At 64.7% G+C, this 25,962-nt stretch carries 26 protein-coding genes; 21 read left to right on the plus strand and 5 right to left on the minus strand.

Features of this window, described 5'->3' with window-relative positions:
- Positions 1-46 precede the first annotated feature (46 nt).
- The gene (gene soxR, locus SB749_RS05830; protein WP_139906564.1) at positions 47-514 is read left to right on the plus strand and encodes a redox-sensitive transcriptional activator SoxR; all 468 of its coding nucleotides are present in this window, start codon (positions 47-49) and stop codon (positions 512-514) included.
- A gap of 49 nt (positions 515-563) precedes the next feature.
- Here the strand turns inward: soxR and SB749_RS05835 are convergent, their stop codons facing one another.
- The gene (locus tag SB749_RS05835; RefSeq protein WP_410709487.1) at positions 564-1,463 is read right to left on the minus strand and encodes a LysR family transcriptional regulator; all 900 of its coding nucleotides are present in this window, start codon (positions 1,461-1,463) and stop codon (positions 564-566) included.
- 138 nt (positions 1,464-1,601) lie between these two features.
- Here SB749_RS05835 and SB749_RS05840 point away from each other — a divergent pair, with 138 nt between their 5' ends.
- Positions 1,602-3,065 carry a M20/M25/M40 family metallo-hydrolase gene (locus SB749_RS05840; protein WP_410709488.1) on the plus strand — a complete coding sequence of 488 codons (1,464 nt, stop codon included), beginning with the start codon at positions 1,602-1,604 and terminating at the stop codon, positions 3,063-3,065.
- 79 nt (positions 3,066-3,144) lie between these two features.
- Complete coding sequence (locus tag SB749_RS05845; protein ID WP_410709489.1) at positions 3,145-4,440, plus strand: MFS transporter; 1,296 nt, start codon at positions 3,145-3,147, stop codon at positions 4,438-4,440.
- 79 nt (positions 4,441-4,519) lie between these two features.
- On the opposite strand, the gene SB749_RS05850 is transcribed toward SB749_RS05845, so the two are convergent.
- On the minus strand, positions 4,520-5,221 hold the full coding sequence (locus SB749_RS05850) for a YoaK family protein (protein ID WP_410709490.1): 702 nt from the start codon (positions 5,219-5,221) through the stop codon (positions 4,520-4,522).
- Between the two features lie 204 nt (positions 5,222-5,425).
- On the opposite strand from SB749_RS05850, the gene SB749_RS05855 reads away from it, so the two are divergent.
- The 3 genes from SB749_RS05855 to SB749_RS05865 all read left to right on the plus strand — a co-directional run bounded on the left by SB749_RS05855 (position 5,426) and on the right by SB749_RS05865 (position 8,327).
- The gene (locus SB749_RS05855) at positions 5,426-7,231 is read left to right on the plus strand and encodes a gamma-glutamyltransferase family protein (RefSeq protein WP_410709491.1); all 1,806 of its coding nucleotides are present in this window, start codon (positions 5,426-5,428) and stop codon (positions 7,229-7,231) included.
- 2 nt (positions 7,232-7,233) lie between these two features.
- The gene (locus SB749_RS05860) at positions 7,234-7,914 is read left to right on the plus strand and encodes a GntR family transcriptional regulator (RefSeq protein WP_410709492.1); all 681 of its coding nucleotides are present in this window, start codon (positions 7,234-7,236) and stop codon (positions 7,912-7,914) included.
- Positions 7,915-8,120: 206 nt separating this feature from the next.
- Positions 8,121-8,327 carry a hypothetical protein gene (locus tag SB749_RS05865; protein ID WP_139906570.1) on the plus strand — a complete coding sequence of 69 codons (207 nt, stop codon included), beginning with the start codon at positions 8,121-8,123 and terminating at the stop codon, positions 8,325-8,327.
- 51 nt (positions 8,328-8,378) lie between these two features.
- On the opposite strand, the gene SB749_RS05870 is transcribed toward SB749_RS05865, so the two are convergent.
- From SB749_RS05870 to SB749_RS05880, 3 genes are all read right to left on the minus strand, one after another.
- Entirely contained in the window at positions 8,379-8,876 is a 498-nt protein-coding gene (locus SB749_RS05870; RefSeq protein WP_410709493.1) for an SRPBCC family protein, read from the minus strand.
- 1 nt (position 8,877) lies between these two features.
- Complete coding sequence (locus tag SB749_RS05875; RefSeq protein ID WP_410709494.1) at positions 8,878-9,288, minus strand: ArsR/SmtB family transcription factor; 411 nt, start codon at positions 9,286-9,288, stop codon at positions 8,878-8,880.
- 105 nt (positions 9,289-9,393) lie between these two features.
- Positions 9,394-10,632: an MFS transporter gene (locus SB749_RS05880; RefSeq protein WP_410709495.1), complete on the minus strand. Its 1,239-nt coding sequence runs from the start codon at positions 10,630-10,632 to the stop codon at positions 9,394-9,396.
- A gap of 102 nt (positions 10,633-10,734) precedes the next feature.
- On the opposite strand from SB749_RS05880, the gene SB749_RS05885 reads away from it, so the two are divergent.
- The 15 genes from SB749_RS05885 (at position 10,735) to SB749_RS05955 (ending at position 25,962) form a co-directional block, all read left to right on the plus strand.
- Positions 10,735-11,298, plus strand: coding sequence for a CGNR zinc finger domain-containing protein (locus SB749_RS05885; protein ID WP_410709496.1), 564 nt, complete (start codon positions 10,735-10,737; stop codon positions 11,296-11,298).
- A gap of 313 nt (positions 11,299-11,611) precedes the next feature.
- Positions 11,612-13,072, plus strand: a complete 1,461-nt coding sequence (locus SB749_RS05890) for an APC family permease (RefSeq protein WP_410709497.1) — start codon at positions 11,612-11,614, stop codon at positions 13,070-13,072.
- Entirely contained in the window at positions 13,069-13,986 is a 918-nt protein-coding gene (locus tag SB749_RS05895) for a universal stress protein (protein ID WP_410709498.1), read from the plus strand. Before SB749_RS05890 ends, SB749_RS05895 begins: the two co-directional genes overlap by 4 nt.
- A gap of 308 nt (positions 13,987-14,294) precedes the next feature.
- Entirely contained in the window at positions 14,295-15,146 is an 852-nt protein-coding gene (locus SB749_RS05900; RefSeq protein WP_410709499.1) for a fumarylacetoacetate hydrolase family protein, read from the plus strand.
- An 82-nt stretch (positions 15,147-15,228) separates the two neighbouring features.
- Positions 15,229-15,801 (plus strand): hypothetical protein, encoded by a 573-nt coding sequence (locus tag SB749_RS05905; protein ID WP_410709500.1) that lies wholly within the window; start codon positions 15,229-15,231, stop codon positions 15,799-15,801.
- 259 nt (positions 15,802-16,060) lie between these two features.
- Positions 16,061-16,408 (plus strand): hypothetical protein, encoded by a 348-nt coding sequence (locus SB749_RS05910; protein ID WP_410709501.1) that lies wholly within the window; start codon positions 16,061-16,063, stop codon positions 16,406-16,408.
- Between the two features lies 1 nt (position 16,409).
- On the plus strand, positions 16,410-17,858 hold the full coding sequence (locus SB749_RS05915; protein ID WP_410709502.1) for a sodium:solute symporter family protein: 1,449 nt from the start codon (positions 16,410-16,412) through the stop codon (positions 17,856-17,858).
- A 136-nt stretch (positions 17,859-17,994) separates the two neighbouring features.
- On the plus strand, positions 17,995-19,302 hold the full coding sequence (locus SB749_RS05920; RefSeq protein ID WP_410709503.1) for a CaiB/BaiF CoA transferase family protein: 1,308 nt from the start codon (positions 17,995-17,997) through the stop codon (positions 19,300-19,302).
- A 1-nt stretch (position 19,303) separates the two neighbouring features.
- On the plus strand, positions 19,304-19,771 hold the full coding sequence (locus tag SB749_RS05925) for an acetyltransferase (RefSeq protein WP_410709504.1): 468 nt from the start codon (positions 19,304-19,306) through the stop codon (positions 19,769-19,771).
- 38 nt (positions 19,772-19,809) lie between these two features.
- Positions 19,810-20,370: a dihydrofolate reductase family protein gene (locus SB749_RS05930; RefSeq protein WP_410709505.1), complete on the plus strand. Its 561-nt coding sequence runs from the start codon at positions 19,810-19,812 to the stop codon at positions 20,368-20,370.
- A gap of 156 nt (positions 20,371-20,526) precedes the next feature.
- Positions 20,527-21,474, plus strand: coding sequence for a hydroxymethylglutaryl-CoA lyase (locus tag SB749_RS05935; RefSeq protein WP_410709506.1), 948 nt, complete (start codon positions 20,527-20,529; stop codon positions 21,472-21,474).
- Position 21,475: 1 nt separating this feature from the next.
- Entirely contained in the window at positions 21,476-22,702 is a 1,227-nt protein-coding gene (locus tag SB749_RS05940; protein WP_410709507.1) for a CaiB/BaiF CoA transferase family protein, read from the plus strand.
- Between the two features lie 83 nt (positions 22,703-22,785).
- A complete protein-coding gene (locus SB749_RS05945) occupies positions 22,786-23,850 on the plus strand; it encodes a Bug family tripartite tricarboxylate transporter substrate binding protein (protein WP_410709508.1) in 1,065 nt (354 codons plus the stop codon).
- The gene (locus SB749_RS05950) at positions 23,847-24,434 is read left to right on the plus strand and encodes a tripartite tricarboxylate transporter TctB family protein (RefSeq protein ID WP_410709509.1); all 588 of its coding nucleotides are present in this window, start codon (positions 23,847-23,849) and stop codon (positions 24,432-24,434) included. The genes SB749_RS05945 and SB749_RS05950 overlap by 4 nt, the downstream gene beginning before the upstream one ends.
- 13 nt (positions 24,435-24,447) lie before the next feature.
- Positions 24,448-25,962: a tripartite tricarboxylate transporter permease gene (locus SB749_RS05955; protein WP_410709510.1), complete on the plus strand. Its 1,515-nt coding sequence runs from the start codon at positions 24,448-24,450 to the stop codon at positions 25,960-25,962.

The following is a 25,962-nucleotide window of genomic DNA, read 5'->3' on the forward strand; positions in this document are numbered from 1 at the left end:
AAGTTGAGGTCAATAGGTCTCTGCTGAGCGAGGAAAAAGAATGTCCATGAGCGACAAAAAGCCGTCGCCGACCGACATCCTGTCCGTGGGCGATGTGGCCGCACGGACGGGAGTCGCCGTCTCTGCTTTGCATTTCTACGAACGGCAGGGCCTGATCGCCTCGGTCCGTACTGCCGGAGGCCAGCGCCGATACGCCCGTCATGTGCTCCGCCGGGTGTCGGTGATCCAGGTGGCGAAGAGGATGGGCATTCCCCTGGCGGAGGTGGCCGAGGTTTTCGAGGACCTCCCTGCGGACCGGATGCCGGGAAAGACTGACTGGCGACGAATCAGCGAGCGCTGGAGAGGCAAGTTGGAGGCCCGTCGCAAGGAGATCGAGCGGATGGAGAGCGAGCTCGTCGAATGCATCGGCTGTGGCTGCGTCTCCCTGCGCAGCTGTCGAGTACTCAACCCGGATGACGCGCTCGGCTCGAACGGTTCGGGCCCGCGCCTGCTTCCTGAATTCCCCTCCGAGTGAGGGGATGAGCGGTTCTACGAGAAGAAGAGTGTGAAGAACCCGGAACATCTCACAAGCTGGTCTTCAGAGCCTCCACCATGAGGTCGAGACCGTGGGAATCGCGGCGCGGATCGGCTTCGAGGACCTGAATGTAGCGCGATTCGATATCCGGATCGACGATCGGAATCGCTTTGCAGCCAACTGCATTGAGGTTCGTCGGAATGGTTCGACCGGCCATCATCGCGATCATCGACGTTCCCACGAGAGAGCGCAGCATGAGAACCGGACATGTGGCCTCAAGTGACGGGGAGAAGACCTGCCCCTGGGCCCGGACTGCCTGCTCGATGCGCATCCGAGCAGTGTTCCCGGCGGGAAGTGTTCCGACAGGAAAGTCCGTCATATCGCTGATGAAAAGACTGGACCGGTCAGCCAGCGGATGGTGTCCGTCGAGAATCGCAAAGTTCGTCGCTTCCACTTCGGCGACTTTGCGGACCCCCGGTAAGGTTCCGAATTCGTGGCTGGAGACCGAGAAATTCACGCACAGGTCGGCCCGACGGTTCCGCAGCACCTGCAGAGCTTCGACCGATCCGCGGTCGATGATGCTGACCTGAACTCTGTCAGTCATCCTCATCAGTCGGTTGATGGCATCGGCAACCACGGTCTGCCCCAACCCGGTGCTCGTCACGATCGAGACTGTTTCGACCGCGCCCGAGTACTCCCCGAACGAGTCGGCGAGCAGTTCCGACTCGGCGATGGTTCGGCGAGCAAAATCCGCGACGGCAAGGCACTGTGCTGTGGGATTGACTCCGGCACTCGTCCGTTCGAAGAGCTGTGTGCCGTAATGCTCTTCCAGGCTCCTGATCTGACGGCTCGCTGTCGAGTGCGAGATGAAGATCGACCTCGCGGCAAGATGGATCGACCCGTATTCGACGACGGCAAGCAGGGTCTTGAGACTGCGGAGATCGGTCATCGTGGTCGTCCTTCGGCCGGGTGCGACTCCAGAGTACGTCGGTGGTGCAGCAAACGCACCACCTCGGTGCGGGAAACGCACCTGGGTGTGGACGGATCCGGGTGTTGTCGAGCCGTCTGCTGGGCGATGCTGACAGTCATGAACGCAGAGAACACTGTCCGCAAGGGTGCAGAAGATTCCCCCGAAACCCGAACCGATCTTGCCCGACGTGCGGGCGAATTCGTCCGCAGCGCAGACTTCATCGATCGGCTCTCCCGCAGAGTCGCCCGGCGCACCGAAAGCCAAGCACCCGGAGGCGGGCCGGCAGCGCTGGCCTACCTCAGCGAAGAGCTGGTTCCAGAACTCGACGAACTCGATTTCGTTTCGACCATCCACGACAATCCGGAATCGGACGAACACCCGCTTCTCATCACCAAGCGCGTCGAGGACCCGAAGCTGCCCACGGTGCTGCTCTACGGCCATGCCGATGTGCAGTTCGCCCACGATTCGCAGTGGGCCGCGGGCCTCGACCCCTGGGTGCTCACTCGTGACGGTGACCGCCTGTATGGCCGCGGCACTGCCGACAACAAAGGCCAGCACAGCGTGAACACGGCGGCATTGAAGACCGTGCTCGACGGCCTCCGTGCAGAGCACGTAACCGGCAAAGCCAGGCTCGGCTACAACATCACGATCCTCATCGAGACCGCTGAAGAGGCGGGGTCCAAGGGCTTGCGCTCGTTTGCGGCCGCACATGCCGATGACCTCTCGGCCGAGCTCTTCCTCGCCTCCGACGGACCACGGATCGCCGCCGAGGTCCCCACGCTGTTCCTCGGCTCCCGTGGGGCACTGAATTTCCGGCTCATCGCCCACGAGCGCGACGGCGACCACCACTCGGGCAACTGGGGCGGTCGGCTGCGGAACCCGGCCACGGTCATCGCCGCCGCGATCAACGCTCTGGTGGATGCCAACGGCGTCATTCGGATCCCTGCGCTGCGCCCTGACGATCCTCCCGCCTCGGTGCTCGATGCAGTGGCGAAGCTGCCTGACATCGCCGAGGAAGGTGCACCGGAGACCGATCCGGACTGGGGTGAGCCCGGCCTGAGCCCTGCTGAACGGGTCTTCGCGTTCAATGTGCTCGAGGTCCTCGCCCTCGATGCGGGCGACCCGACTCAGGTCGTCAACGCGATTCCCGGCGCCGCCTCGGCGAGCATGCAGCTGCGATACGTCGTGGGCACGGATGTCAGCGATTTCGAGAACCGGGTCCGGACCTTCCTCGAAGAACAAGGGATCCATGGGGTCGCGGTCGAGCTCGAACACTGCATGCCGGCCACACGTCTGGACCCGGAAGCACGAGTCGTCACGGCAGCGGTGGACTCGATCCGCGAAACGACCGGACTCGACGTCGCCGTCGAGCCGAACCTCGGGGGAACCATCCCGAACGATGTCTTCGCCGAAGTGCTCGGGCTGCCGACCGTCTGGGTGCCGCATTCCTACCCAGGATGTAACCAGCACGCACCGAATGAGCATGCGCTGGTGTCGATCCTCGAGCAGGGTGCAGAGATCATGACGGGAATGTTCTGGGACATGCGCATGCGTCCGGGCGACTGGTTCTCCTCGAAATGATCCCGCCAGCTGTCGGAGACCCCATGTCGCCGATAACCAAGCCATCCCACAATCACACTGCTGGCAAAGGAGCCCAGTCATGACAGAACAGCTGTCTGCGCAGAATGCCGCTGAGGACAAACCGGTGAAATCGTGGAAGGTCATCACCGCGGCCTCGATCGGAAACGCCCTCGAGTGGTACGACATCTCGGTCTATGCGTACTTCTCCGTCTACATCTCCGTGGCGTTCTTCCCCTCCGAGAGTCATGCGGTCTCAGTGATGCTGGCCTTGGGCACTTTCGCTTTGTCCTTCTTCATCCGCCCGGTCGGAGCAATCGTGCTCGGCAGCTTTGCTGACCGGAAGGGACGCAAACCGGCACTGACGCTGACGATCTGGCTGATGTTCGCAGGCACCCTGATGATCGTGCTCATGCCACCGGCTCATGTCATCGGACTGGCTGCGCCGCTGCTCATACTGCTTGCGCGACTCATTCAGGGGTTTGCCGCTGGCGGCGAGTTCGGTTCGGCGACCTCGCTCATGGTTGAGCACCTGCCCGACCGCCGAGGGTTCGCTGCAAGCTGGCAGTTCACCTCGCAGGCGATGTCGACAATTCTCGCCTCCGTCATCGGTGTGGCCGTAACGACGACGCTGACGCAGGAGCAACTCGAGACCTGGGGCTTCCGCCTGCCATTCATCGTCGGACTCCTCGTCGGCCCGGTCGGACTCTACATACGTCGGCATGTCCCCGAATCTCCCGAGTTTGCCGCTGCCCAAGCTGAGAAGCCCAAGGAAGCAGCAGCAATCGGAGGGGTGCTGCGACATCACAAACTCGCGGTGCTGTTGGCGATCGGTGCGATCGCTGTCTCGACCTGCCTCAACTACTTCATCACGTATGTGCCGACTTACGCTGTCGACAACCTCGGTATGAACAGCTCCGCAGGATTCTGGGCAACGCTTGTGTCCGGACTCGTGCTGTTCCTCTGCACACCGGTCGCCGGCTACTTCTGCGACAAGGTCGGACGGTTGACCTTCATGATTCCAGCGGCGCTCGCGGTCATGGTGCTCACTTGGGTCCTCTTCACCTGGGTAGTCGCGGCCAACGCGCTGACGGTGCTCATCGTCGTGGTCGTCATCTTCTCGATCCTGAAAGCCGCCTATTACGGGCCGCTGGCCAGCGTCATGGGCGACATCTTCCCGACTGAGGTGCGAGGGACCGGGTTGTCACTAGGCTACAACGTCGGCGTTGCCATCTTCGGAGGACTGACCCCGCTGGTGGCGGCCTGGCTCATCGGCGTCACCGGTGACGCAAAAGCCCCGGCTTACTGGGTGCTGCTCGCCGGAGCGCTGAGCGTGGCGGCGATCCTCGTGGTGTGGAAGAAGCTCGGGGTGCGGTGACGCCCAGGGTATGGGTGCCGCCGTGAGATCGGGGCCGTGGCCGACTGCAACCACGGCCCCGACTGGGCGGATACGGAACTCAGGCGTTCGAAGGAACGGCGGCGGCCGCCTCGGCGCGGGTTCGTCTCTTCTTTTCCCCGAGGTGGCCGATCACGGCTGCGGCGGTGATCATAACGGCGACGAGGGCGATGCCGATCCACTGATTGAGCATGAGCGTGGCGGCACCGGCCAGCGCGCCGATGAGGATGAGGACGACGGCGAGGGCTCGGCGGATCCACCGAATGTTGTCCCCGCCGGCCAACCTCGAATCAGCGGCGAGACCGACGATCGTCGAGGTCACGACCACGGTGGTGACGTCGGCGATCTTCATCTTCCGTGCGGCTGCGGCCTGCGCGCCCATGAGCGCGGACAGGGCCGAGGTGAAGACCGTGCCGGCAAGGCCGATCTCGGGATCGGGGACGATGGCGACATAGACGGACAATGTGGCACAGCCGACGGCGACGCCGGAGAAGATCACGGTCGTCCGATGGTGCCAGTTCTCGCCGATGTCGCCGAGGATACGACCCGACAGCGCCGCACCGACCATGAAGAACACGAGGGCAAGGGCGGGGCGGAGGACCGGAACGCCGTCGGCGCCGGCGAGGCCCATGCCGAGGATGACGACGTTGCCGGTCATATTGCCGGTGAAGACCTTGTCGAAGCCGAGGTAGCCGATGGCATCGACCATGCCGGTCGAGAAGGTCAGCAGCAGGAGCATGGCCAGGTCGAGGCGACGAGTCATGGTGTCCTTTCCGGGCGAGTGGAGCCGGCAGCAGTGCCGGAATGTCGCCATGAGGTGTAATTTGTATACAAAACTTTAATCAGGTGACAGTTGGCATGCAATCGAGGGGCAACCAGAATTGTCCGGGTATCGTCGGTATCGACAGCTGGCCAAGGCTTGCACGCCGAACCACGATCAGCTGACCACTGCCGAAGGACTTCGCCCATGACCTTTACCCCGCCCCCAGCGTTCACCACGCGCCCCACCCTCGAAGGTCACTTCGGGATGGCGGCATCGACGCACTGGTTGGCCACTGCGACATCGCAGGCGGTGCTCGAACGCGGCGGGAACGCCTTCGATGCTGCCGTCGCCGGAGCCTTCGTCCTCCACGTCGTCGAACCCCACCTCAACGGACCCGGCGGTGACATGACCGGGATCTTCGCCACCGACGCCGAGCCTTCCCGACCACAGGTGATGATGGGCCAAGGGCCGGCCCCGGCTGCGGCGACGATCGAGCATTTCCGCGGCGAGGGCCTTGATATGGTTCCTGGCTCCGGGGCTCTCGCTGCCGCTGTTCCCGGAGCTGTCGATTCGTGGCTCAATCTGCTCGAACATCATGGGACGTGGGAGCTCGCAGACGTCCTCGACTTCGCCATCGACTATGCCGACAACGGGCATCCGATCCTCGCCCGAGCAGCCGGGACGATCGCGAAGGTCAGCGAACTCTTCACCGATCACTGGCCGACCTCGGTCGCACAGTGGATGCCCGAAGGCCGAGTACCCGAAGCCGGCGAGCTGGTGTTCAACCACGCCTACGCCGATGTGCTGCGCAGACTCATCGCCGCCGGTGACGGCGCTGCGACACGGGAGGAGCGGATTCGAGCGGCCCGGCAGGAGTGGAAGTCCGGATTCGTCGCGCGGGCGATCACCGACTTCATCACCACCGCGCACAGACACTCGACCGGAGGCGACCACGCCGGAGTCATGACTCTGAAGGACATTTCCGTCTTCGACGCTGGGTTCGAAGATCCCGTCACCATCGACTTCCGCGGATATCAGGTCGCGAAGATCGGCGCCTGGGGTCAAGGTCCGGTGCTGCTGCAGACTCTGAAAATCCTCGAGGGCTTCGACGATGACCGCCTCGACCCGTCGACCGAGAGCGGAGCGCACACGATCCTCGAAGCGCTGAAGCTGGCCATGGCCGACCGTGACACCTACTACGGCGATGCCGACGTCGACCTCGACTGGCTGCTCAGCGACTCCTATGCGGTCTCCCGACGAGAGCTCATCACCGAGCAGGCATCGGCGGAATTCCGTCCCGGGCTTGGCCGGGATGGGGCGGCGCCGGTTTTCACTACTCCGCTCATTCCCGAAGGAGCAGACAAAGAGGAGCTCATCAAGGCCGGTATCGGGGAGCCGACCGTGCAGAATAACGGCACCAACAACGGCGACACCTGCCACCTCGACGTCGTCGACCGGTGGGGAAATATGATCGCGGCGACCCCGTCCGGAGGGTGGCTGCAATCCTCGCCGACCGTTCCCGGGCTCGGATTCTGCCTCGGCACCCGGCTGCAGATGATGTGGCTCGACGAGGCGGCTCCCTCGGCGCTGCGCCCGGGCAGGCGTCCGCGTACGACATTGACCCCGACGCTGATCTCGAAAGACGGGCAGCCGGTCATCGCTCTCGGATCACCGGGCGGTGACCAGCAGGAACAGTGGCAGCTGCTGCTGGTCCTGCGCATGCTGGTCGGCGGCTACCGTGCGCAGGAGGCCATCGATGCGCCGGCGCTGCACACGACGTCGTTGGCAGGGTCGTTCTGGCCGCGCACCTGGGTTCCGGGTGGGGCGGTCGTCGAGGACCGCCTCGGCGAGGATGTCATCAACGGGCTCATTGCCCGCGGTCACAACGTGACCAGGGCGGGGGAGTGGGAGCTCGGGCGGCTGTCGTGTGTGACCAGGGATCCGGCGACTGGGCGGCTGAGCGCCGGAGCGAATCCGCGCGGGGCACAGGGTTATGCGGCGGGGAGATGACCATGGCTGATTCGCACGATGCGCCACTGGATGTCGCCGCGCAGATCCGCACCGACATCATCAAGGGCAAGCTCGAGCCCGGGACCAAGCTGCGTGAGGTCGCCCTGACCGAACGCTACGAAGTGTCGCGGATTCCGATTCGGGAAGCGCTGCGAACCCTCGAGGCCGATGGGCTCGTCGAGTCCCGGAAGTTCAGCGGTTCGGTTGTCGCGCCCTCCCCGGCCGAGGATGCCGAGGATCTGTTCGAGATCCGCATCGTGCTCGAATCGGCCACCGCGAAGCGCGCCGCCCGCCGGGCCGCCGAGCTCAGTGCCGGCGGCGAGCATGATGCGAAGTGGTCGGAGATCCGCGCAGAGATCAACGAGATCCTCGAGGCCGGCGACGCCGTCATCGCTGATGAGCGCTTTGAAGACCTCGCGGTCCTGAATATGCAATTCCATTTCGCGGTCGCCGAGCTCAGCGGGAGCCTGTCGTTCATCAGCCTGCTGCGTCAGATCTCCGGCAAGATCGAGTGGCTGTACTCGCTCAACCTCATGCGTCGAGGCCCGCAGGCGTGGCCGGAGCATCGCGAGATCATCGCTGCCATCGATGCTGGCCAGGTCGAGCAAGCCGCCGGGACAATGGCCCGACACGTGCGCCGTAGCCGCGATTCCTACTTCGCCACCATGTCCGAACGCCCCTAATTGCTACCTGACGGCGGCTGAGCAACCTGGCGCCAGGTTGCTCAGCCGCCGTCAGGTGCCTTGGAGAGCGAATTTCATCCTTTTGTGGGAGATACATCGACTCGGAGGCCCGCTACTGTTGAGTGGTCCCGTCACCGTTACGACGCCCGTTGAAGGTTCGTCGGACGTGATGACGGTCCAGTCAGCCCAGCCCATCAACTGGAACGGTGATCAGAAACTTGCAGGAACCCGCCCGTCGCTCCCTGCTGCTGACAGCATTGAGCTATCCGCTCGTCGTTGCGGGAATCATCCTGCTGATCCTCGCGGTCGAGGTCCCGGGCGCAGCCCTGCTGGGCTCCGGTGTCTTCCTCATCGGCATCAACGAGCTGTGCCTGTACATTGCCAGGTCGTCCGCCCCCTCCCGAACTACCTGACGGCGGCTCAGCAACCTGGCGCCAGGTTGCTCAGCCCCCGTCACGTAGTAATTAGGCCTCGACGAGGAGGCGGTCGAGTTTGTTGTAGCCCTCGACGATGCCGTGCTCTATGCCCGAGGCGACCATGCCGTCGCGGGATTCGAGTGAGTCGAAGATCGAGGTCGACATCAGTCGTGTCCGCCCGTCACCGAGGTCGGTGAGAGTGAGGATCTCGAGGTTGACCGCGTCCGCGAACCCCTCATAGGTGAAGGTCTGGACGATGCGCTCATTCTCTCGCACCTCGTGGAACGAGCCGAAGAACGCGTACTCGCCACGATCATCGCTCGAAACGTAGCTCCAATTCCCGCCGGTCGTCGCATTCCATTCGCGGATCGTGTTCGTGATCGAGTCCGGTCCGCACCACTTGACGAACAGTTCGGGGTCGATGTGGGCCCGGAACACCTTGTCCGGTGAGGCGGCGAAATCGCGGGTGATGGAGACAGTCTGCACCCCCTCGGGGACGTCGAGCTTGAGAGTCGAAAAATCGGCTGCGGTGTCTGTGGTGGTCATGTCATGCTCCTTTGCGTGATTTTCTATGGGGTGACTTATCTTCGGATCCCGTCGCCGAGGCGGCGCTCGAGTCCGAATTGTTCGCTTCCTCGTCCGCGTCCATCTGTTCGAGGACGGCGTCGAGGCGTTGGTAGCGTTCCTCTGCCTGTTGTCTGTACCTTTCGATCCACTTCGTCATCAGATCGAACACATTGTCTTCGAGGTGGACCGGTCTGCGCTGGGCGTCACGGGTGCGGGAGACCAGTCCGGAGTCCTCTAGCACCTTGAGATGTTTCGATACGGCTTGGACGCTGACGTCGTAGGGTTCGGCGAGTTCGTTCACCGTCGCATCCGCGAGACTGAGCCGAGCCACCATGTCCCGACGGGTCGGATCGGCAAGTGCCGCGAAGACCTTGGACAGCTGATCGGCCATGGGGCCTCCTGGGCGTCTGCATCGAAATCTGACTTCAACCAATTGGTTAAATAACAATGTAGACCCGATGGATGCTGGTAGTCAACCGTTTGGTTGAATAGACATCTAGGCGCTCGTTTCGGCCTCGAGGCCCGCGATGCGAGTGTGCAGACTCCGGAAGCGCAGAGTGAACCAGACACAGACGGCACCCGCCACCGCCGAGGCGATGAGGAACACCGTCTCGATGTCCAAGGACTCGACCGCCAGGGCGGCCAATGCCGATCCGAGGGGAAGTGCGCCCCAGCTGATGACCCGCGAGGCCGAGTAGACGCGACCGAGGAGCGGCAGGGGAGTGGCCTGCTGCCGGATCACCGCGACGATGACCCTCCAGACGGTGGACCCGGCTCCGGCGAGGACGACACCGGCGACGATGACCGGCAGCGGGGCTCCGAGTGCGGCCGGAAGGACGAGCCCGATCGTGCCGACCGTGTCGATGAAGAGGAGAAGAGTTGTCGACACTCGCCGCTGCAGCCGTTCGATAACGCCCGCGGCGACGATTCCGCCGACAGCCATCGCGGCCAGAACCCATCCGTAGGCGACAGTGCTGAGGCCCAGCGGACCGGGCGCAACTGCGTAGAGAACGAACATCGCCGTCCAGGCGCCCCAGATGAGACTCATCGCCGCCGTCAGCACCGTCAGCTCGCGCTGCAGGCGATCTCTCCACAGGTATCGCAAGCCGTCGCGGATGCGAGGTGTGGGTTTTTCGGGGTCGGCGCCCTCTGCGGCGGCAGTCGTCGACCGACTGCGCATCGCCACCAGCAGGCTGAGCCCGGCCAGCGCCGCGAGTGCATAGAGCCCGCTGCCGACCGCTGCCGCGGCGAGTCCGGCCGCGCCGAGAAGGAACCCGGCCAAGGGTGGACCCGCGAGCTCATTGGCGATATTGATCGTCGCTTCCATCTTGGCGTTCGCCCCGGTGAGCTGGTGTTTGGGGACGATCCGCGGGATTCCCGCGATGAGGGAGGTGTCGACCAGGGTCTCGGCGATGCCATAGACGAGGGCTGCGATCATGACCGCCGGTGCGACGAACGCGTCGCAGGCGATCGCTGCTGTGAGGCCGAGAAGCATGAGCGCACGCGCACCGTTGGCCACGGTCAGCAGCAGCTGCGGAGAGAGGCGATCGACGAGCCAGCCTGCGTGCAGCCCGCACAACGGCCAGGCGATCGTCGCCGCCGTCGTGACCAGGGCGACCTCGCCGGGGGAGGCCCCGGCGGTGAGCGCGATGAGCGGAAACGACGTCAGCGCGATTCCATCTCCGAGGTTGGACGAGCAGGCGCTTGCCCAGAGGCGGCCGAACGGGGTGATCATGGCATCAGCCATCCTATGTTTACCGGCAAAAGCAATGTAGATAGTCAAGTCTCGTCCAGAAATTATCACCAGTCAAGAGTTAGTAGATGGTAAAGTCGATTCATGGAGTTTGAACATGTGGGCAATGCGCTGTGCCTGGAGCTGACCAACTCAATCCCCGATCGCGCCAGCGGTGACCGTGACTGGCTGGCCGACCCCGCGACCGCCGCGGACTGGATGAGTTCGCTCGACCTCGACCGCGATGCCGACTTTGCCGAGCGGGACCTCGCAGAGCTGCGGAAATTCCGCGAGCACGTCTTCGACGTCTTCGATGCGCTCGCATCGGGTGGCCGCGTGCCCCAACGCAGCCTCGACACCATCACCGAGGCGCATGCCCGGAGTCTCCAGAAGTTCGCTTTCCGTGCTCCTGCAGGACCGTCCGACGGGACCGCCCCGCTCGTCAGAGACTGGCCAGATGCCTGGAGCGCGAAGGCGCTGATCGCACTGTTCGCCCAATCCGCGATCGACGAACTCACCGGAACCCGCCTCGACCGCCTCAAGTCCTGCCCGAGCTGCCGCTGGCTCTTCATCGACACCTCACGCAACCGCAGCCGCCGCTGGTGTTCGATGCAGACGTGCGGGGGACGGGACAAAGCCCTGCGCCACTACCGCCGCACCCGACCCTGAGAGCACCCGACCCTGATGCTCCCGCCGACGGCGAACTGATCCTGACGGCGAACTGACCACGGCGGCGACGTCGGGTCGGCGGTGATCGTCGCCCCGCCTCGGCGAAGTGGTGGAAGTGCTGCCGATGACGACACCGGTGTCCGAAATCTGCGACAGAATTTTTCCGACACACCCGCAAGCTCACCGAAATCGACGTAAGGTCGCTCATAGCGGGAGCCGGCTCGGCGCCCGCCGGCAGTGACGCCGTCCTTTGACGAGAACCACCTGTCCTGCGCGGACCCACAGCGCCCGACGATGATGTCTGGAGAAGAACTTGCCCACACTGCGACAGCAGCTGTTCCGGATCAAACCGGTGCCGCGGCAGAAGGAAGACGTCGAGACCGATCTCAAACGCACGATCGGGCTGTTCTCGCTGACGATGGTCGGCGTCGGCTCGACCATCGGCACCGGCATCTTCTTCATCCTCTCCGAGTCCGTTCCGGTGGCGGGTCCCGCCGTGATCTGGTCATTCGTCATCGCCGGTGCCGTCGCCGGCCTCGCGGTCATCTGCTATGCCGAGCTCGCCGGCTCCGTGCCCGTCTCCGGTTCCTCCTACTCCTATGCCTACGCGACCCTCGGTGAGTTGCCGGCGATGGGCGTGGCCGCCTGTCTCCTCCTCGAATACGGAGTCGCGGGAGCCGCCGTCGCCGTCGGCTGGTCGCAATACGTCAACCAGCTGCTGTTCAATCTCTTCGGATTCGAGATCCCGCATGCCCTGGCCTATGCGCCGGAAGAAGGCGGAATCGTCAACCTCCCGGCGATCCTGCTGCTGGCGATGTGCTGCTTCCTGCTGGTGCGCGGCACCGGCGAATCCATCGTCGTCAACGCGATCATGGTCTGCCTCAAGGTCGGCGTCCTCATCTTCTTCGTCTGCGTCGGCGTCACCGGTTGGAACACCGACAACTTCTCTGACTTCGCCCCCTTCGGCATCTCCGGAGTCGTCGCCGGTTCCGGTCTGATCTTCTTCAGCTACGTCGGCATGGACGCCGTCGCCACGGCCGGTGATGAGACGAAGAACCCGAAGAAGACGATGCCCTGCGCCCTCATCGCCGCCCTCATCATCGTCACCTCCGTCTACGTCCTCGTCGCCGTCGCCGCCCTGTCCGCCCAGCCGTGGGAGGAGTTCGACGGACAGACCGCCGGACTGTCGGCCATTCTCGAGAACATCGTCGGCTCACAGTGGCCCGGCACGGTCGTGGCCGCCGGCGCGGTGATCTCGATCTTCTCCGTCACCCTGGTCTCCATCTACGGCCAATCGCGCATCCTCTTCACGATGGCCGGCGACGGAATGATGCCCAAGCTCTTCCGCGAGGTCAATCCCCGCACACTCACCCCGGTCAAAGGCACGATCGTCGTCTCCGCCGTCATCGCGGTCCTCGCCGGCTTCATCCCGTTGAATTTCCTCGCCGAGATGACCTCGATCGGCACCCTCGTCGCCTTCGTCGTCGTCTCCCTGGCCGTGATCATCCTGCGCGTGCGCGAACCCAATCTCGAGCGCGGTTTCAAGGTCCCGTTCTATCCCGTCCTGCCGGTGCTCTCGATCATCGGCTGCTTCTGGATCATCTCGAGCCTGCAGGTCATCACGATCGTCGTCTTCATCATCTGGACCGCCTTCATCCTGGGCCTGTACTTCATCTTCGGCCGCAAGTCCTCCGTCCTCGGCAAGCAGCTCGCCGAGGCGGGACCCACCGATCCCGAATCCGCCGGAACGGACTCCACAGGAGGAGCCAAATGAGCATCGTCGTCGGTCTTGCCCCAGGTCAGGACAACCGCGCAGCCGTCGAGCTGGGTGTCGTCCTCGCCCGCACCTATCGGCGCCGGCTCGTCGCAACCGCCGTGGACTCCGCTGCGTTCCCGATGGCGCCCGTGCACTTCGAGAGCCAGTACGAGAACAGGTTCCGCACCGTCGCCGAGGCGGCCCTCGACGAGGCGCGTGCGCTCATTCCCAGCGATATCGAGTCCGAATGCGTCCTCCATTCCGCGCGGTCGTCGCGGCGGGGTCTGCTCGAGATGTGTGAGAAGACCGATGCCTATCGCCTCGTCGTCGGACCATCGTCGGAAGGAAGGCCGGGCAAGATCGCGCTCGGTTCGGTGTCGAACGGTCTGCTGCACAGCGCCAGGCTGCCGGTGGCCCTGGCCCCGGCCGGATTCGAAGCGCCTGCGGGGGCGCGGCTGGAGCGGATCACTGCCGCGTACTCGGGGTCGTCCACCTCGGCGGATCTCATTCTTGGTGCTGCGATGGTTTCGGCGGAGTCGGACGTGCCGTTCCGCATCGCCTCGTTCGCTCCGCGTTCGCGTGTGGTCGCCTCGGCGAACGTGCCCTTCGACATGGAGTCGCGCGTCATCGACGAATGGACGAAGACCGTCCAGCGCGACACGGACACGATCCTGTGCTCGATCGAGCAGCTGCACATCAAGCCAGGTGAGACTGACGTCGTCGTGGGAACCGGCGCCGATTGGGCCGCGGCGCTCGGCGCTGTCGAGTGGAAGCATCCGGAAGTGATGATGCTCGGATCCTCCGGGCTGGGTGCTCTCAAGCGCGTGTCGCTGGGCAGCCATGCGATGCGGATCCTGCAGAACTCTCCGGTGCCGATCGTCGTCGTTCCCCGCCGCGCGAAAGCCGATTACATCCGCCAGCAGACAGTGTGAGTGCTGTGTGAGCCCCGCCGGCTGAACATGCGCCGAGGGGCTTTCGGGCATCACTCACTGTTAGGGCCACAACCCCCTGCAAGTGGCTCGTCCTACAGGCTGCGAGGTATCCCCTCACCCGTGGTGGCATAACCCCCTGCAGGAATGGGGTGGTGTGGCACTGCGAGTGAGGGATGGTCCTGATACGTCGTGTCTCTGCGGGGCTGCGATTGTCCAATACTTGAGCGGTTCCAAATTGGCCTCGGCAGTTTCGCTAGCGTGGCGGCAGGTCACAACGACGTGGCCTGGAGCTAGTAGAGAGGAACCGCATGGAACTGCTGCGACTGGGACCGATCGGACACGAGATTCCGGCAGTCCGCCACGATGGAGTCTGCTTCGACCTCCGTCCACTGTTCGATGACATCGATCCGAACTTCTTTGCCGCCGACGGCATCGAGCACGTGCGAGATGCGCTCGCCGCCGGCAAGCTCAGCACGCTCGACGGTGCCGATGAGATGCGCATCGGCGCGCCGCTGACCAGGCCTTCTGCCATCGTGTGCGTGGGCATGAACTATGCAGCGCATGCTCGTGAGGCCGGAGCCGAACCTCCCGAGCGCCCTGTCATCTTCTTTAAGATGCCCTCGACCATCGCCGGGCCCAATGACCCGATCGAACTGCCGCCGTATGCGGCGAAAGCCGATTGGGAGGTCGAACTCGGAGTGGTCATCGGGTCACGGACCTTCAGGGCCGCCTCGGCGGAGGAAGGACTCAACCACGTCGCCGGGTACGTGCTCGGCAACGATCTGTCCGAACGCCGACTGCAGATCGAGGAGTCCGGGGGACAGTGGTCGAAGGGGAAGAATCTGCCCGGGTTCACCCCGCTCGGGCCGTGGATCCGCCCCGCCGCCGAGGTGGACCCCGGCAACCTGCGACTGCGCAGCTGGGTCAATGGCGAAGCTCGCCAGGATTCGTCGACGAGTGACCTCATCTTCTCCGTCGGCGAGATCATCGTCCAGCTCAGCCAGGCGATGGCCTTCGAACCGGGCAACGTCATCCTCACCGGCACCCCACAGGGCGTCGCGCTGTCCGGACAGTACCCGTACCTGGCAGACGGGGACACGGTCGAACTCGAGCTCGAAGGGCTCGGCCGGCACCGTCAGGTCGTGACCGTCACCGAGTGAATGCACGAAGCGGCGCACCTATGAATGGTGCGCCGCTTGTGCTTGGGGACCCGCGTCTCAGAGGTGACGCCGGATCAGGTGGGTGCTGAGATCAGCGGTTCTCGTCGAATCCGCCCTGCTCGCCACCGAAGCCACCCTGGCCCTGATCCCGGCCGCCGAAGCCGCCCTGTTCCTGGCCGCCGGGCTGTCCGCCCTGGGCGTGCTGGCCGCGGTCTTCGCCGCCGCCGAAGCCACCCTGCTCCTGACCGCCGGGCTGACCGCCCTGTTCGCGGTCGTGGTCTCCGCCGAATCCGCCGTCGTTCTGACCGCCCTGAGCCTGCTGGCCGCGATCATCGCCGCCGAAGCCGCCCTGTCCCTGGCCACTGGGCTGGCCGCCCTGCTCGCGGTCGTTGCCGTCGAATCCACCGGACTGTTCCTGGCCGCCGCCGAGGCCGCCCTGCTCCTGCTGTTCCTGGCCGCCCTGGGCCTGCTGTTCCTGGCCGCCGAAGCCACCCTGCTCCTGCTGACCCGACTGGCCCTGCTGGCCGCCCTGGTCGCCGAAGCCACCCTGCTGGCCCTCGGGACCGCCCTGCTGCTCATTGCCGAAGTCGTTCTGACCGCTGTCGTTGTTGCCTGCGAAATCGTTCGATTCCATGTCCAACTCCTCATTCGGTGACGAATCATCGCTGTCTGCGACTCGATTGCCAGTCTTCGGTACCCAGAGCCTGGCTGACAATAGAGTTCAAGGAATGTTGCACGAAGTTCACTCAAGCCGCAGCTGATGTTCAGCCAAGGCAGCTTTTCAATGCGACTTTGCTGTCAGCGGCATTTCGTCACCGTCCAGCACCAATTGTGGAGAGAAGATGGACGTGGTCGTGATCATGGTGGTCGGACCGCCGGCCGAGCAGACCGGCCGAACGAGTGCGGGAGGCACAATGAGTACACCCGATTCCGATACACGACGGGTGACGAAAGGTCGCGTCACGGTCTGGGCGGTTCTCTGTCTCATTCCGGTGATCGCCGCCTTCGTCCTCCAATGGCTGCCGATTCTCAACGGCCCACATCTGTTTTTCGGGCTGCCGACCATCTTGTGGTGGACCTGTGTGCCCGGCAGCCTCCTCGTCACCGGCATCCTCCTGATCATCGAGAAGACCCGCCCCGATCTCGAACGGCAGGGCCACCTCGACGACCTTGCCCTCGAAGAAGCCGAGAGTCTCGCATCGGCCAAAGTCGGAGACCGACCGGAAGTGCAGGCACACCCCGACAACGGTCGGGAGGGCTGAGATGAGCACTATCGAGATCGTCACCCTCGGCGGAATCGTCCTCGTCGCGATCCTCGGTTTCATCGGACGCAAGAAGCCCAATGCCGACCTCTCCGAGTGGACCGTCGGCGGCCGACGCTTCGGCGTGGCCACGACCTGGCTGCTTCAGGCCGGCGAAACCTTCACCACCTTCACCTTCCTCGGTACCGCCGGGCTCGTGGTCTCGGGAGGCGCCGCCGCCTTCTACTCGATGCCCTACGTACCCCTCGGCTACCTGGTCCTCTACTTCATCGGCCCGAAGATCTGGCGCATGGCCAAAGCACGCGGGCACCTGACACAGGCCGACTTCCTCGAACACAGCTACTCCTCGCGCACCCTCGGAGTCATCGCAGGCATCTGCGGAGTCATCTTTCTGCTGCCCTACCTGCAGCTGCAGATCACCGGACTCGGCCTCATCGTTCAACTCGTCACCGGTAACCGAACGACGGGCGTGTGGTCAATGGTCATCGCTTTCATCCTCGTCGTCGCCTTCGTCCTGTGGTCGGGTCTGCGAGGCGTGGCCACGACCGCGTACTTCAAAGACGCGCTCATGCTCGTCATGCTCTTCGTCGTGTGCATCTCGATCCCCATCCATTTCACCGGCGGATTCACGAACGTCTTCGACACCGTCGCTGCGACCATGCCCGACCTCCTGAGCGTCCAGGGCACAGAGGAATACGGCATCCCCTGGTACATCTCGAACATGGCGATCAGCGCCATCGGCGTGGCCTTCGTGACTCTTCCGCACATGTGGCCGCCGATCCTCGCAGCCCGCAGCTCCGCGGTGCTGCGTCAGAACTACCTGTGGCTGCCGATCTACAACACCTTCATCGTCCTGCCGCTCATCGTCGGCTACGTGGCCGTCGTCATCCTCGGTCGGAACACCGATGCCGACTCGGCTCTGCTCCACCTGTCCGGACAGATGTTCCCCGATTGGGTGATCGGAGTCCTCGCCGTCGCCGGAATCACCACTGCGATGGTGCCCTCGGCCGCGCTGCTCATCGGCATCTCGACCCTGGCTTCACGCAATGTCTTCCGGATCAGATCCGAACGGCATCAGTTCACTGCGACTCAGATCATCGTCGTCGTCGCCACTGCCCTGTCGCTGCTGCTGGCCATCGTCATGCCCGACCTGCTGGCGAACCTCCTGCTGCTGAGGTTCTCCGGCCTCGACCAGCTCGCTCCGGCGATCGCCGCGGCTCTCTTCTTCAGCGGTCGTCTCAGTGTTCGCTCGATCATCGCCGGTCTCGCGGCGGGGCTGATCGTCGTCATCGCCTACACGTTCTGGCTGCCGTTGCCGTGGGCGATCAGCGAAGGCATCATCGGCCTCGGCGTCAACATCCTCGTCGTTGCGGTCTGTGAAGCCGTGCGTGCCGGGGTCGGTCGGTCGCAGGCTGAGATTCCGACCGAATCCATCGGTCAACGCGCGTAGGTCACGTTGCGGAACAGCTGAGCACCGCCTCGGCGAGGTGGACCGTCCGACCGCCCGGACGGCGGATATCCGCGCCGATCTCGCCGACACCTGGCACCATGGGAGAACCGAACCACGCACAACTAGGAGCATCGTCATGAGCACGCACCGACTTCCCCTTTCCGGTGTGCGAGTCCTCGAACTCGGCAACTACATCGCCGCACCCACCGCCGGGCGGATGCTCGCGGACTTCGGCGCCGAGGTGATCAAAGTCGAACGCCCCGGCTCCGGCGACGAACTGCGCAACTGGCGGCTCAAAGCCGGCGACACCTCGATGCTCTACCGCACGATCAACCGCAACAAGAAGTCCGTCGTGCTCGACCTGCGCAGCGACGAGGGACGCGAGGCCGTGCTCGAACTCGTCCGCCGCAGCGACATCCTGCTCGAGAACTTCCGCCCCGGCACCCTCGAGAAGTGGGGACTCGGCCCCGACGTGCTCGAGGACGCCAACCCCGACCTCGTCTTCGTGCGCATCTCCGCATTCGGCCAGACCGGACCGATGTCGTCGCGCCCCGGATTCGCCGCCGTCGCCGAAGGCTATTCGGGCTTCCGCGAACTCGTCGGCGATCCCGACCGCCCACCCGTGCGCGTGGGCATCTCGATCGGCGATTCGATCGCCGGCATGCAGGCGGCCTTCGGCGCCGTGATGATGCTCTTCGACCGACAGCGGCAGAAGATCGCCGGAGCCGCCGAGGCGGTCGTCGGATCCGCGCACGGCTTCGAAGGCAAGGGTCCGCTGTCGGAGCGGACCGTCGACGTCGCGCTCAATGAGGCGATGTTCTCCGTGATGGAATCCCTCGTTCCCGACTACTCCGCTTTCGGCGAGGTCCGCACCCGCACCGGCGGTCGGATGGAGGGCATCGCGCCGTCGAACGGCTACCTCTGCGCCGGCGGGAAATCCGTGGTCATCGCCGGCAACGGGGACGGCATCTTCCCGCGGCTGATGACGGCGATCGACCGTCCCGATCTCGCCGAGGATGCCGACCTGCAGACGAATGCCGGCCGTTGGCAACGGCGCGACGAACTCGATGAGGCGATCGGCGAGTGGTGCGCCGAGCGTTCAGTTGAGGACGTCGTCGGGGCCCTGGAAGAAGTGGGTGTTCCGGCCGGGCCCATCTACACGGCCGAAGACCTCGTCGCCGATGAGCAGCTCGCCGCACGCGGAATGATCCAGAACCTCGACGTGTCCACCGGCGAGGAGGTCCTGGAGGACGTCGCGTTCCCGGGAATCACTCCGGTCATCGGCGGTGAATCGATCGCGATCGACCACCTCGGGCCCGACTTGGGCGAACACACCGACGAGGTGCTGTCGTGGCTGGGCCTCGCCTCGGCCGCACGCGGTGAGGCGGATGTCGGTGCCGACTCGGAGGGGAACGTTGATGGTGCCGCCAAAGACACGGACTGATATGACAGCCCTCAGGCTTCGGCCCGCATCCGGGTGCTCTGACGTCCCTGCCCTTGTGGCGATCTGGCGCAGCGCTGTCGACGCCACGCATGATTTTCTGTCCGACGACGACCGGGACGAGATCGAGAAGCATCTGGCTGCGGACTACTTTCCGGCCGTGAGACTCACCGTCGCTGAATTGGACGGCCGAGCCGTAGGGTTTTGCGGGGTCGTCGACGGAGACCTCGCGATGCTCGTCATCGACGCTGGTGAACGGGGCCGGGGGATCGGCTCCGCGCTGATTGACTATGCGATCGAACACGAGGATGTGACCACGGTCGACGTCAATGAACAGAACACCTCAGCGCTGGAGTTCTACCGGCACCAGGGGTTCGAAATGATCGGACGCAGTGAGACCGATGAAGCCGGGCGGCCCTATCCGATCCTGCACATGAGGTTGGCTGGGGATGCCGACGCCAGCGGGAATTGACTCTTCCAGCAGTGCCCGCCCAGGTCTACTCTTATTCCATGGGCGAGCTGAGGTACTCGATCAACGTCACCGTCGACGGCTGCTGTGATCATCGCGTGGGAGTCATCAGCGATGATTTCCATCGCCATCATGCGAACAATCTCAAGCGTGCCGACGGGCTGATCTTCGGTCGCATCACCTACCAGATGATGGAAGACGCCTGGCGCCGGCCCGAAGGTGACACGACCCCTGAGGAGGACCTCGACCCGTTCGTCGCAGCCATCGACCCGGCCCGCAAATACGTCGTCTCGAGCACCTTGGACAGCGTCGACTGGAACTCCGAACTCATCCGCGGCGACCTCGCCACTGCCGTCCGCGAGCTCAAGGAACAATCCGTGACGGGACTCGCAGTCGGGGGAGTGACGTTGCCGCTCGCGCTCGCCGAACTCGGCCTCATCGACGAATTCGAATTCGTCATCCACCCCTGCATCGCCGGCCACGGACCGTACCTCTTCGCGGGTCTGAGTGACGTCGTCGACCTGGAGCTCGTCGACCGCAGCGAACTCGAAGCAGGCCACGCGATCCAGACATACCGGCCGAAGAACCTAGCGTCCCGATAGACGGGACTGAACACAGGCAATTCTCCCCGACCTCTCATATGCCGAACAAAGCCTGTGCCGTGGACTGAGCGCGTTGTATAACGAGAGTGGAGTCGCGCATTGACGCGCGGCGACGAACCGTTTCCCGCTCAGCGGGAGCCTGCGTGAAGGAGTCCCATGGTCCGGCCCACGTCCGTCGACATCCTCGACACCACTCTGCGCGACGGGCTGCAGATCGAAAAGGCGATCGTGCCCACCGACGTCAAGGTTGCCCTGGCTGAGAACCTCATCGGCTCGGGCCTCAAGCACATCGAGGTCGGCTCCTTCGTCAATCCGAAGAAGGTCCCGCAGATGGCCGACACCGACGAGCTGCTGCGCCGCCTGGCTCCGCACGAGGCCGACGGAGTCGAGTTCTATACCCTCGTCTTCAACCTCAAGGGCGCCCAGCGGGCCGTCGACGCAGGCGCCAAGAACATCAAACTCGTGCTCTCGGCCTCCGAGGGGCACTCGAAAGCGAACTCCGACGCCTCCATCGCCGAGGCCTCCGACCGCCTCATGGACGCTGCCGTCTTCGCCCGTGACCAGGGACTGCGCTTCGACATCACGACCGCCGTGAGTTTCATCTGCCCCTTCGACGGGATCACCGAGGCGGACCACCTCGTCGAAGTCCTCCGCCCCTTCGTCGATGCCGGAGCCCACGGAGTCGGAGTCGCCGACACCATCGGCAACGCCAACCCGTCGCTGGTCCGCCGCAACACCTCGGCGGTCCTCGAGGCCTTCGCGGACAAACCTGTCAACCTCCACCTCCACGACACCTATAACTTCGGAATGGCCAACGTCATCGCCGCCCTCGACCTCGGGATCGCGAACTTCGACGCGGCCATGGGCGGACTCGGCGGCTGCCCATTCGCGCCGGGCGCTGCCGGCAACATCGGCACCGACGACCTCGTCCACCTCCTCCACCGCGAAGGCGTGGCCACCGGCGTCGACGTCGACGCGCTCACCGAGGTCCGCGAGCCCCTCATCGCCGCCGTCGGGCACAACCTCACCTCGAGCCTGTCCGACATTCCCGCCACCCCCGCGGTCTTCGACGACCGGTTCGCGGCCGCCTCGGCGAAGGCCTGAAATGACCACCGAGATGACCACCGAACACGCACCCGCAACGACCCCCGAACCCCTGCCGCTCGAAGGCATCCGCGTCATCGAGTTCTCCCACATGGTCATGGGGCCCAGCTGCGGGATGATCCTGGCCGACCTCGGCGCCGAGGTCATCAAGATCGAACCCCGCGGTCCCGGCGACAAGACCCGCTACCTGCCCGGGTCCGGATCCGGTCTTTTCCCCGCGTTCAACCGCAACAAGCACAGCGTCCAACTCGATATCGCCGAGGCGGCCGACCGTGACCGCGTCCTCGACCTCATCGATTCCGCCGACGTCCTCCTCGAGAACTTTCGCGTCGGCAAAATGGACTCGATCGGATTCGGATACGAGGAGTTGTCCGCACGGAATCCCGGACTCATCTACTGCTCCCTCAAGGGGTTCCTCTCCGGTCCCTACGGGAACCGGGCCGCCCTCGACGAGGTCGTGCAGATGCTCGGCGGACTGGCCTATATGACCGGCCCTCCCGGGCAGCCGCTGCGCGCCGGCGCCAGCGTCAACGACATCATGGGCGGAATGTTCGGAGTCATCGGCATCCAGTCCGCACTGCGGGTGCGCGAGACCACCGGCCGCGGAAAACTCATCAACTCCGCACTGTTCGAGAACAACGCCTTCCTCGTCGGCACGCATATGGCACAGTCCCAGATCAGCGGCGAACCACCCCGACCGATGCCGACCAGGCAGGCCACCTGGGCCGTCTACGATATCTTCCGCGACGCCGACGACAACCAGGTCTTCGTCGCTGCCGTCTCCGACGGGCAATGGCGCGACCTCTGCGACGAATTCGGGCTGACAGGGCTCGCCGCCGACCCGGACATGCTGACCAACCAGGGCCGGGTCGACCAACGCGACCGCATCCATTCAGAACTCCAGCAGGCACTGTCCCAGCTGAGCCTGGCCGAGATCGAAGAGAAGTGCACCCGGCGCGGACTGCCGGTCGCCCCGGTCAATACTCCCGCCGACCTCACCGACGATCCGCACCTCGTCGCCTCCGGAGCGCTCGCCCACACCGGGCTGCCGACGGGCGTCAGCGTCGATGTGCCGCTGCTGCCGCTGACCTTCGACGGGAACCGGCTCGGCCTGCGCAGCGATGTGCCGGAACCGGGCCGCCACAACAGCCACTACCGGGACGGCCCGGCAGTGCCGACGGGCCCACCGGTCGACGGGCCCCAGCCTGACGAGAACCGCCTGGACTGACAACTCGCTCAGCGGCACCACCAGCACCATACCCACCAATACACCACCAAATATCGAGAACCGAACACACAAGGGGACAGCTCATGCGATCAACGACGATCACACGCACACGGACGGCCGCCTCGGCGAAGGAAGGGTCGACGAGCACTCGCAAGCGCGCGGCGAAGATCGGAGCCGTGCTCGCCACGGTCGCCCTCGTCGCCACCGCCTGCGGAAACAAGGCGCAGCCCCCGGGCGAGGGCGGCGACTATCCGAAGGGACCGGTCACGGTCACCGCCCCGGCCGAACCCGGATCCGGCTGGGACACCACGGCACGGGCGCTGGTCGAGGCGCTGCAGAAGGACGACATCGTCTCGACGCCGCTGCCCGTGCAGAACAAACCCGGCGGCACCGGCTGCTCGTGGCTGACGTCGATGATGCAGCAGGAGAAGGGCAAGGACGATCAGATCGCCATCACCTCCCTGGCCAGCCAGACGATGAAGGCGCGCAATCTCTGCGAATTCGGTCCCGAAGACACGACTCTCATCGCTACCCTCTACGTCGAGGACTTCATGGTCGTGACCCCGAAGGACGGGGACTTCAAGGATCTCGACGCCCTGGTCAAGGCGCTCAAGGACGACCCGCAGAAGGTCACCGTCGCAGCCGCCGGAGACGACACCCTGCCGTTCGCCCTGTTTGCGAAGGAAGCCGGCGTCGACCCGGCCGACATCAACTTCGTCAACTACGACGGCGGCGGCGAGCAGACGACCGCCATGCTCAACGGGGACGCGAAGGTCGCCATCGCCGGCATGAGCGAATTCCGCTCCGTCATCGAAGCCGGTGACATCGAACCGCTCGTCACTTTCGCCCAGGAACCGCTGGCAGCGCCCTTCGACAAGGTGCCCACCGCGAAGGACTCCGGCTACGACGTGACCCTGGGCAACTGGCGCGGAGTCTACGGACCCGCCGAGATGCCGCAGGAAGCCGTCGACTTCTGGGCCAAGGCGCTCGAAGACGTGAGCAAGTCCGACGCCTGGCAGGAGACCCTGAAGAACAACCAGTGGGCCACCGAATTCCACACCGGTGACGAAGCACAGGCCTACGTCGATGACGCTGCGAAGACAGTGGAAGAAGGCGTGAAGGAAACCGATCTGGGCAACAGCAAATGACTGCTTTCCGCACCGACCTCATCACCGGCGGCGCCATCGCCGTCATCGGCGCGGTGTACTACATCGCGACGTTCTCCATCCAGGAGACCGCGAACATCGTCACCCCGCGCACCTTCCCCGCCATCGTCGGGATCGGACTCATCGTGCTCGGCCTCTTCCTGGCAGGTCAGGCCGTCCTCCGGCACCGGAAGGACACCCTCGCCGAGGCGGCGCCCGGGTCCGCGCGCTCGACCGCGGTGGGGGGTGGGGACGGTGCGGCCGCCTCGGCGGGGGAATCATCCCGTGAAACCGCCGACCGATCCTCCGGCCAGGAGGGGGCAGGCGGGATCGTCCTCGAGGCCCCACCGGAGCCGCAGGTGCGCAAGGTCGTGTTCCAGTTCGCGCTCTTCTTCGTCTACCTCGCGATCCTCATCCCGGTTGGATTCCTGCTGTCGACGGCGGCGTTTCTGATGGGGCTGACCAGCATCTATGCGCCGGAGAAGTGGATCCGCAACCTCATCTTCTCCGTCGTCTTCGCCGGCGTGGTCTACGCGGCGTTCGTCTACGGGCTCGCGGTGTACCTGCCCGTCGGGATCCTGGGTTAGGGGGGGGGCGGACATGGATACTCTCATCGATCTGGGCGGCGGCTTCGCCTCGGCGCTCGAACCGGTCAGCCTCGCCTTCGCCCTCCTCGGCGTGCTGCTCGGCACAGTCGTCGGAGTGCTGCCGGGAATCGGACCGATCTCTGCGATCGCGATCCTCATCCCGGTCTCCTTCGGCATGGAGCCGGTGCACGGCCTCATCCTGCTGTGCGGAATCTACTACGGGTCGATGTACGGCGGTTCGATCACCGCTACGCTCATCAAAACCCCCGGTGAGGTCGCCAGCGCGGTGACCGCGATCGAGGGCTACGAGATGGCCCGCCGCGGTCGGGGCAAGGCCGCCCTGGCGACCGCGGCGATCGGTTCGTTCCTCGCCGGCACCCTGGCGATCATCGGGCTGACGTTCCTGTCCCCGGTGCTCGTCAAGCTCGCGAACGTCTTCGGCGCCACCGAATACTTCCTGCTCATGGCCACGGCTCTGCTGCTCGCGTCGACGATGTCGGCGGGCTCGCGGGCGAAGGCGCTCATCTCGATCTTCATCGGATTGGCCGTCGGCCTCATCGGCCTCGACTTCCAGACCGGGCTGCCCCGGCAGACGTTCGGGATGAGTCTGCTCTCCGACGGGATCGACTTCACGATCTTCGCGATGGCGCTCTTCGCTATCCCCGAGGCGATCCGGAACCTCGCGCTCGGACGTGGGGCCAAGGACGAGATCCAGAGCTTCGGCAACGACAAGTGGATGACGAAGGAAGACTGGCAGCGGTCGGCCGGGCCCTGGGCCCGCGGTTCCGTCGTCGGGTTCATCATCGGCATCCTGCCCGGAGTCGGTCCCTCGCTGGCTTCGTTCATGTCGTACATCATGGAGAAGCGGATCTCGAAGCGGAAGGACGAATTCGGTCACGGCGCCATCGAAGGCGTGGCCGGTCCGGAAGCGGCGAACAATGCCGGTGTCGGCGGTGCGATGATTCCGCTGTTCAGCCTCGGCATCCCGGGTTCGGCGACGACGGCGCTGCTGCTCTTCGTGTTCACGATGTACGGTCTGCAGCCAGGACCGCTGATCTTCCGGGACGAGACCGGACTGATCTGGACGATCATCGCGAGCATGTACATCGGCAACATCGCGCTCATCATCCTCAACCTGCCGCTGGTCGGGGTCTTCGTGAAGCTGCTGAAGATGCCCAAGGAGATCCTCTTCTCGTCCATCCTCGTGCTCGTGGTCATCGGCGCCTACGCCATCGAATTCAGCCTGTTCGGGCTGATGATGCTCGGCATCTTCGGAGTCATCGGCTACCTCATGGAGAAGGGCGGCATCCCCTTGGCTCCGGCGATCTTGGCGCTCGTGCTCGTACCGCTGCTCGAGGACAACTTCCGGCGCATGCTGCAGATCTCCGGCGGATCGTTCGCACCCCTGGTCACCAGGCCGATCTCGCTGTCGATCATCATCCTCATGGTGCTCGGCATCATCGGACCCATCATCTTCCGGTGGTGGGTGTCCCGGCGGAAGCTGCTCGCCGATGTGACGGTGTCGTGA

Origin of the sequence: Brevibacterium sp. SIMBA_078 (assembly GCF_046534565.1) — a bacterium.
Classification (GTDB): Bacteria; Actinomycetota; Actinomycetes; order Actinomycetales; family Brevibacteriaceae; genus Brevibacterium.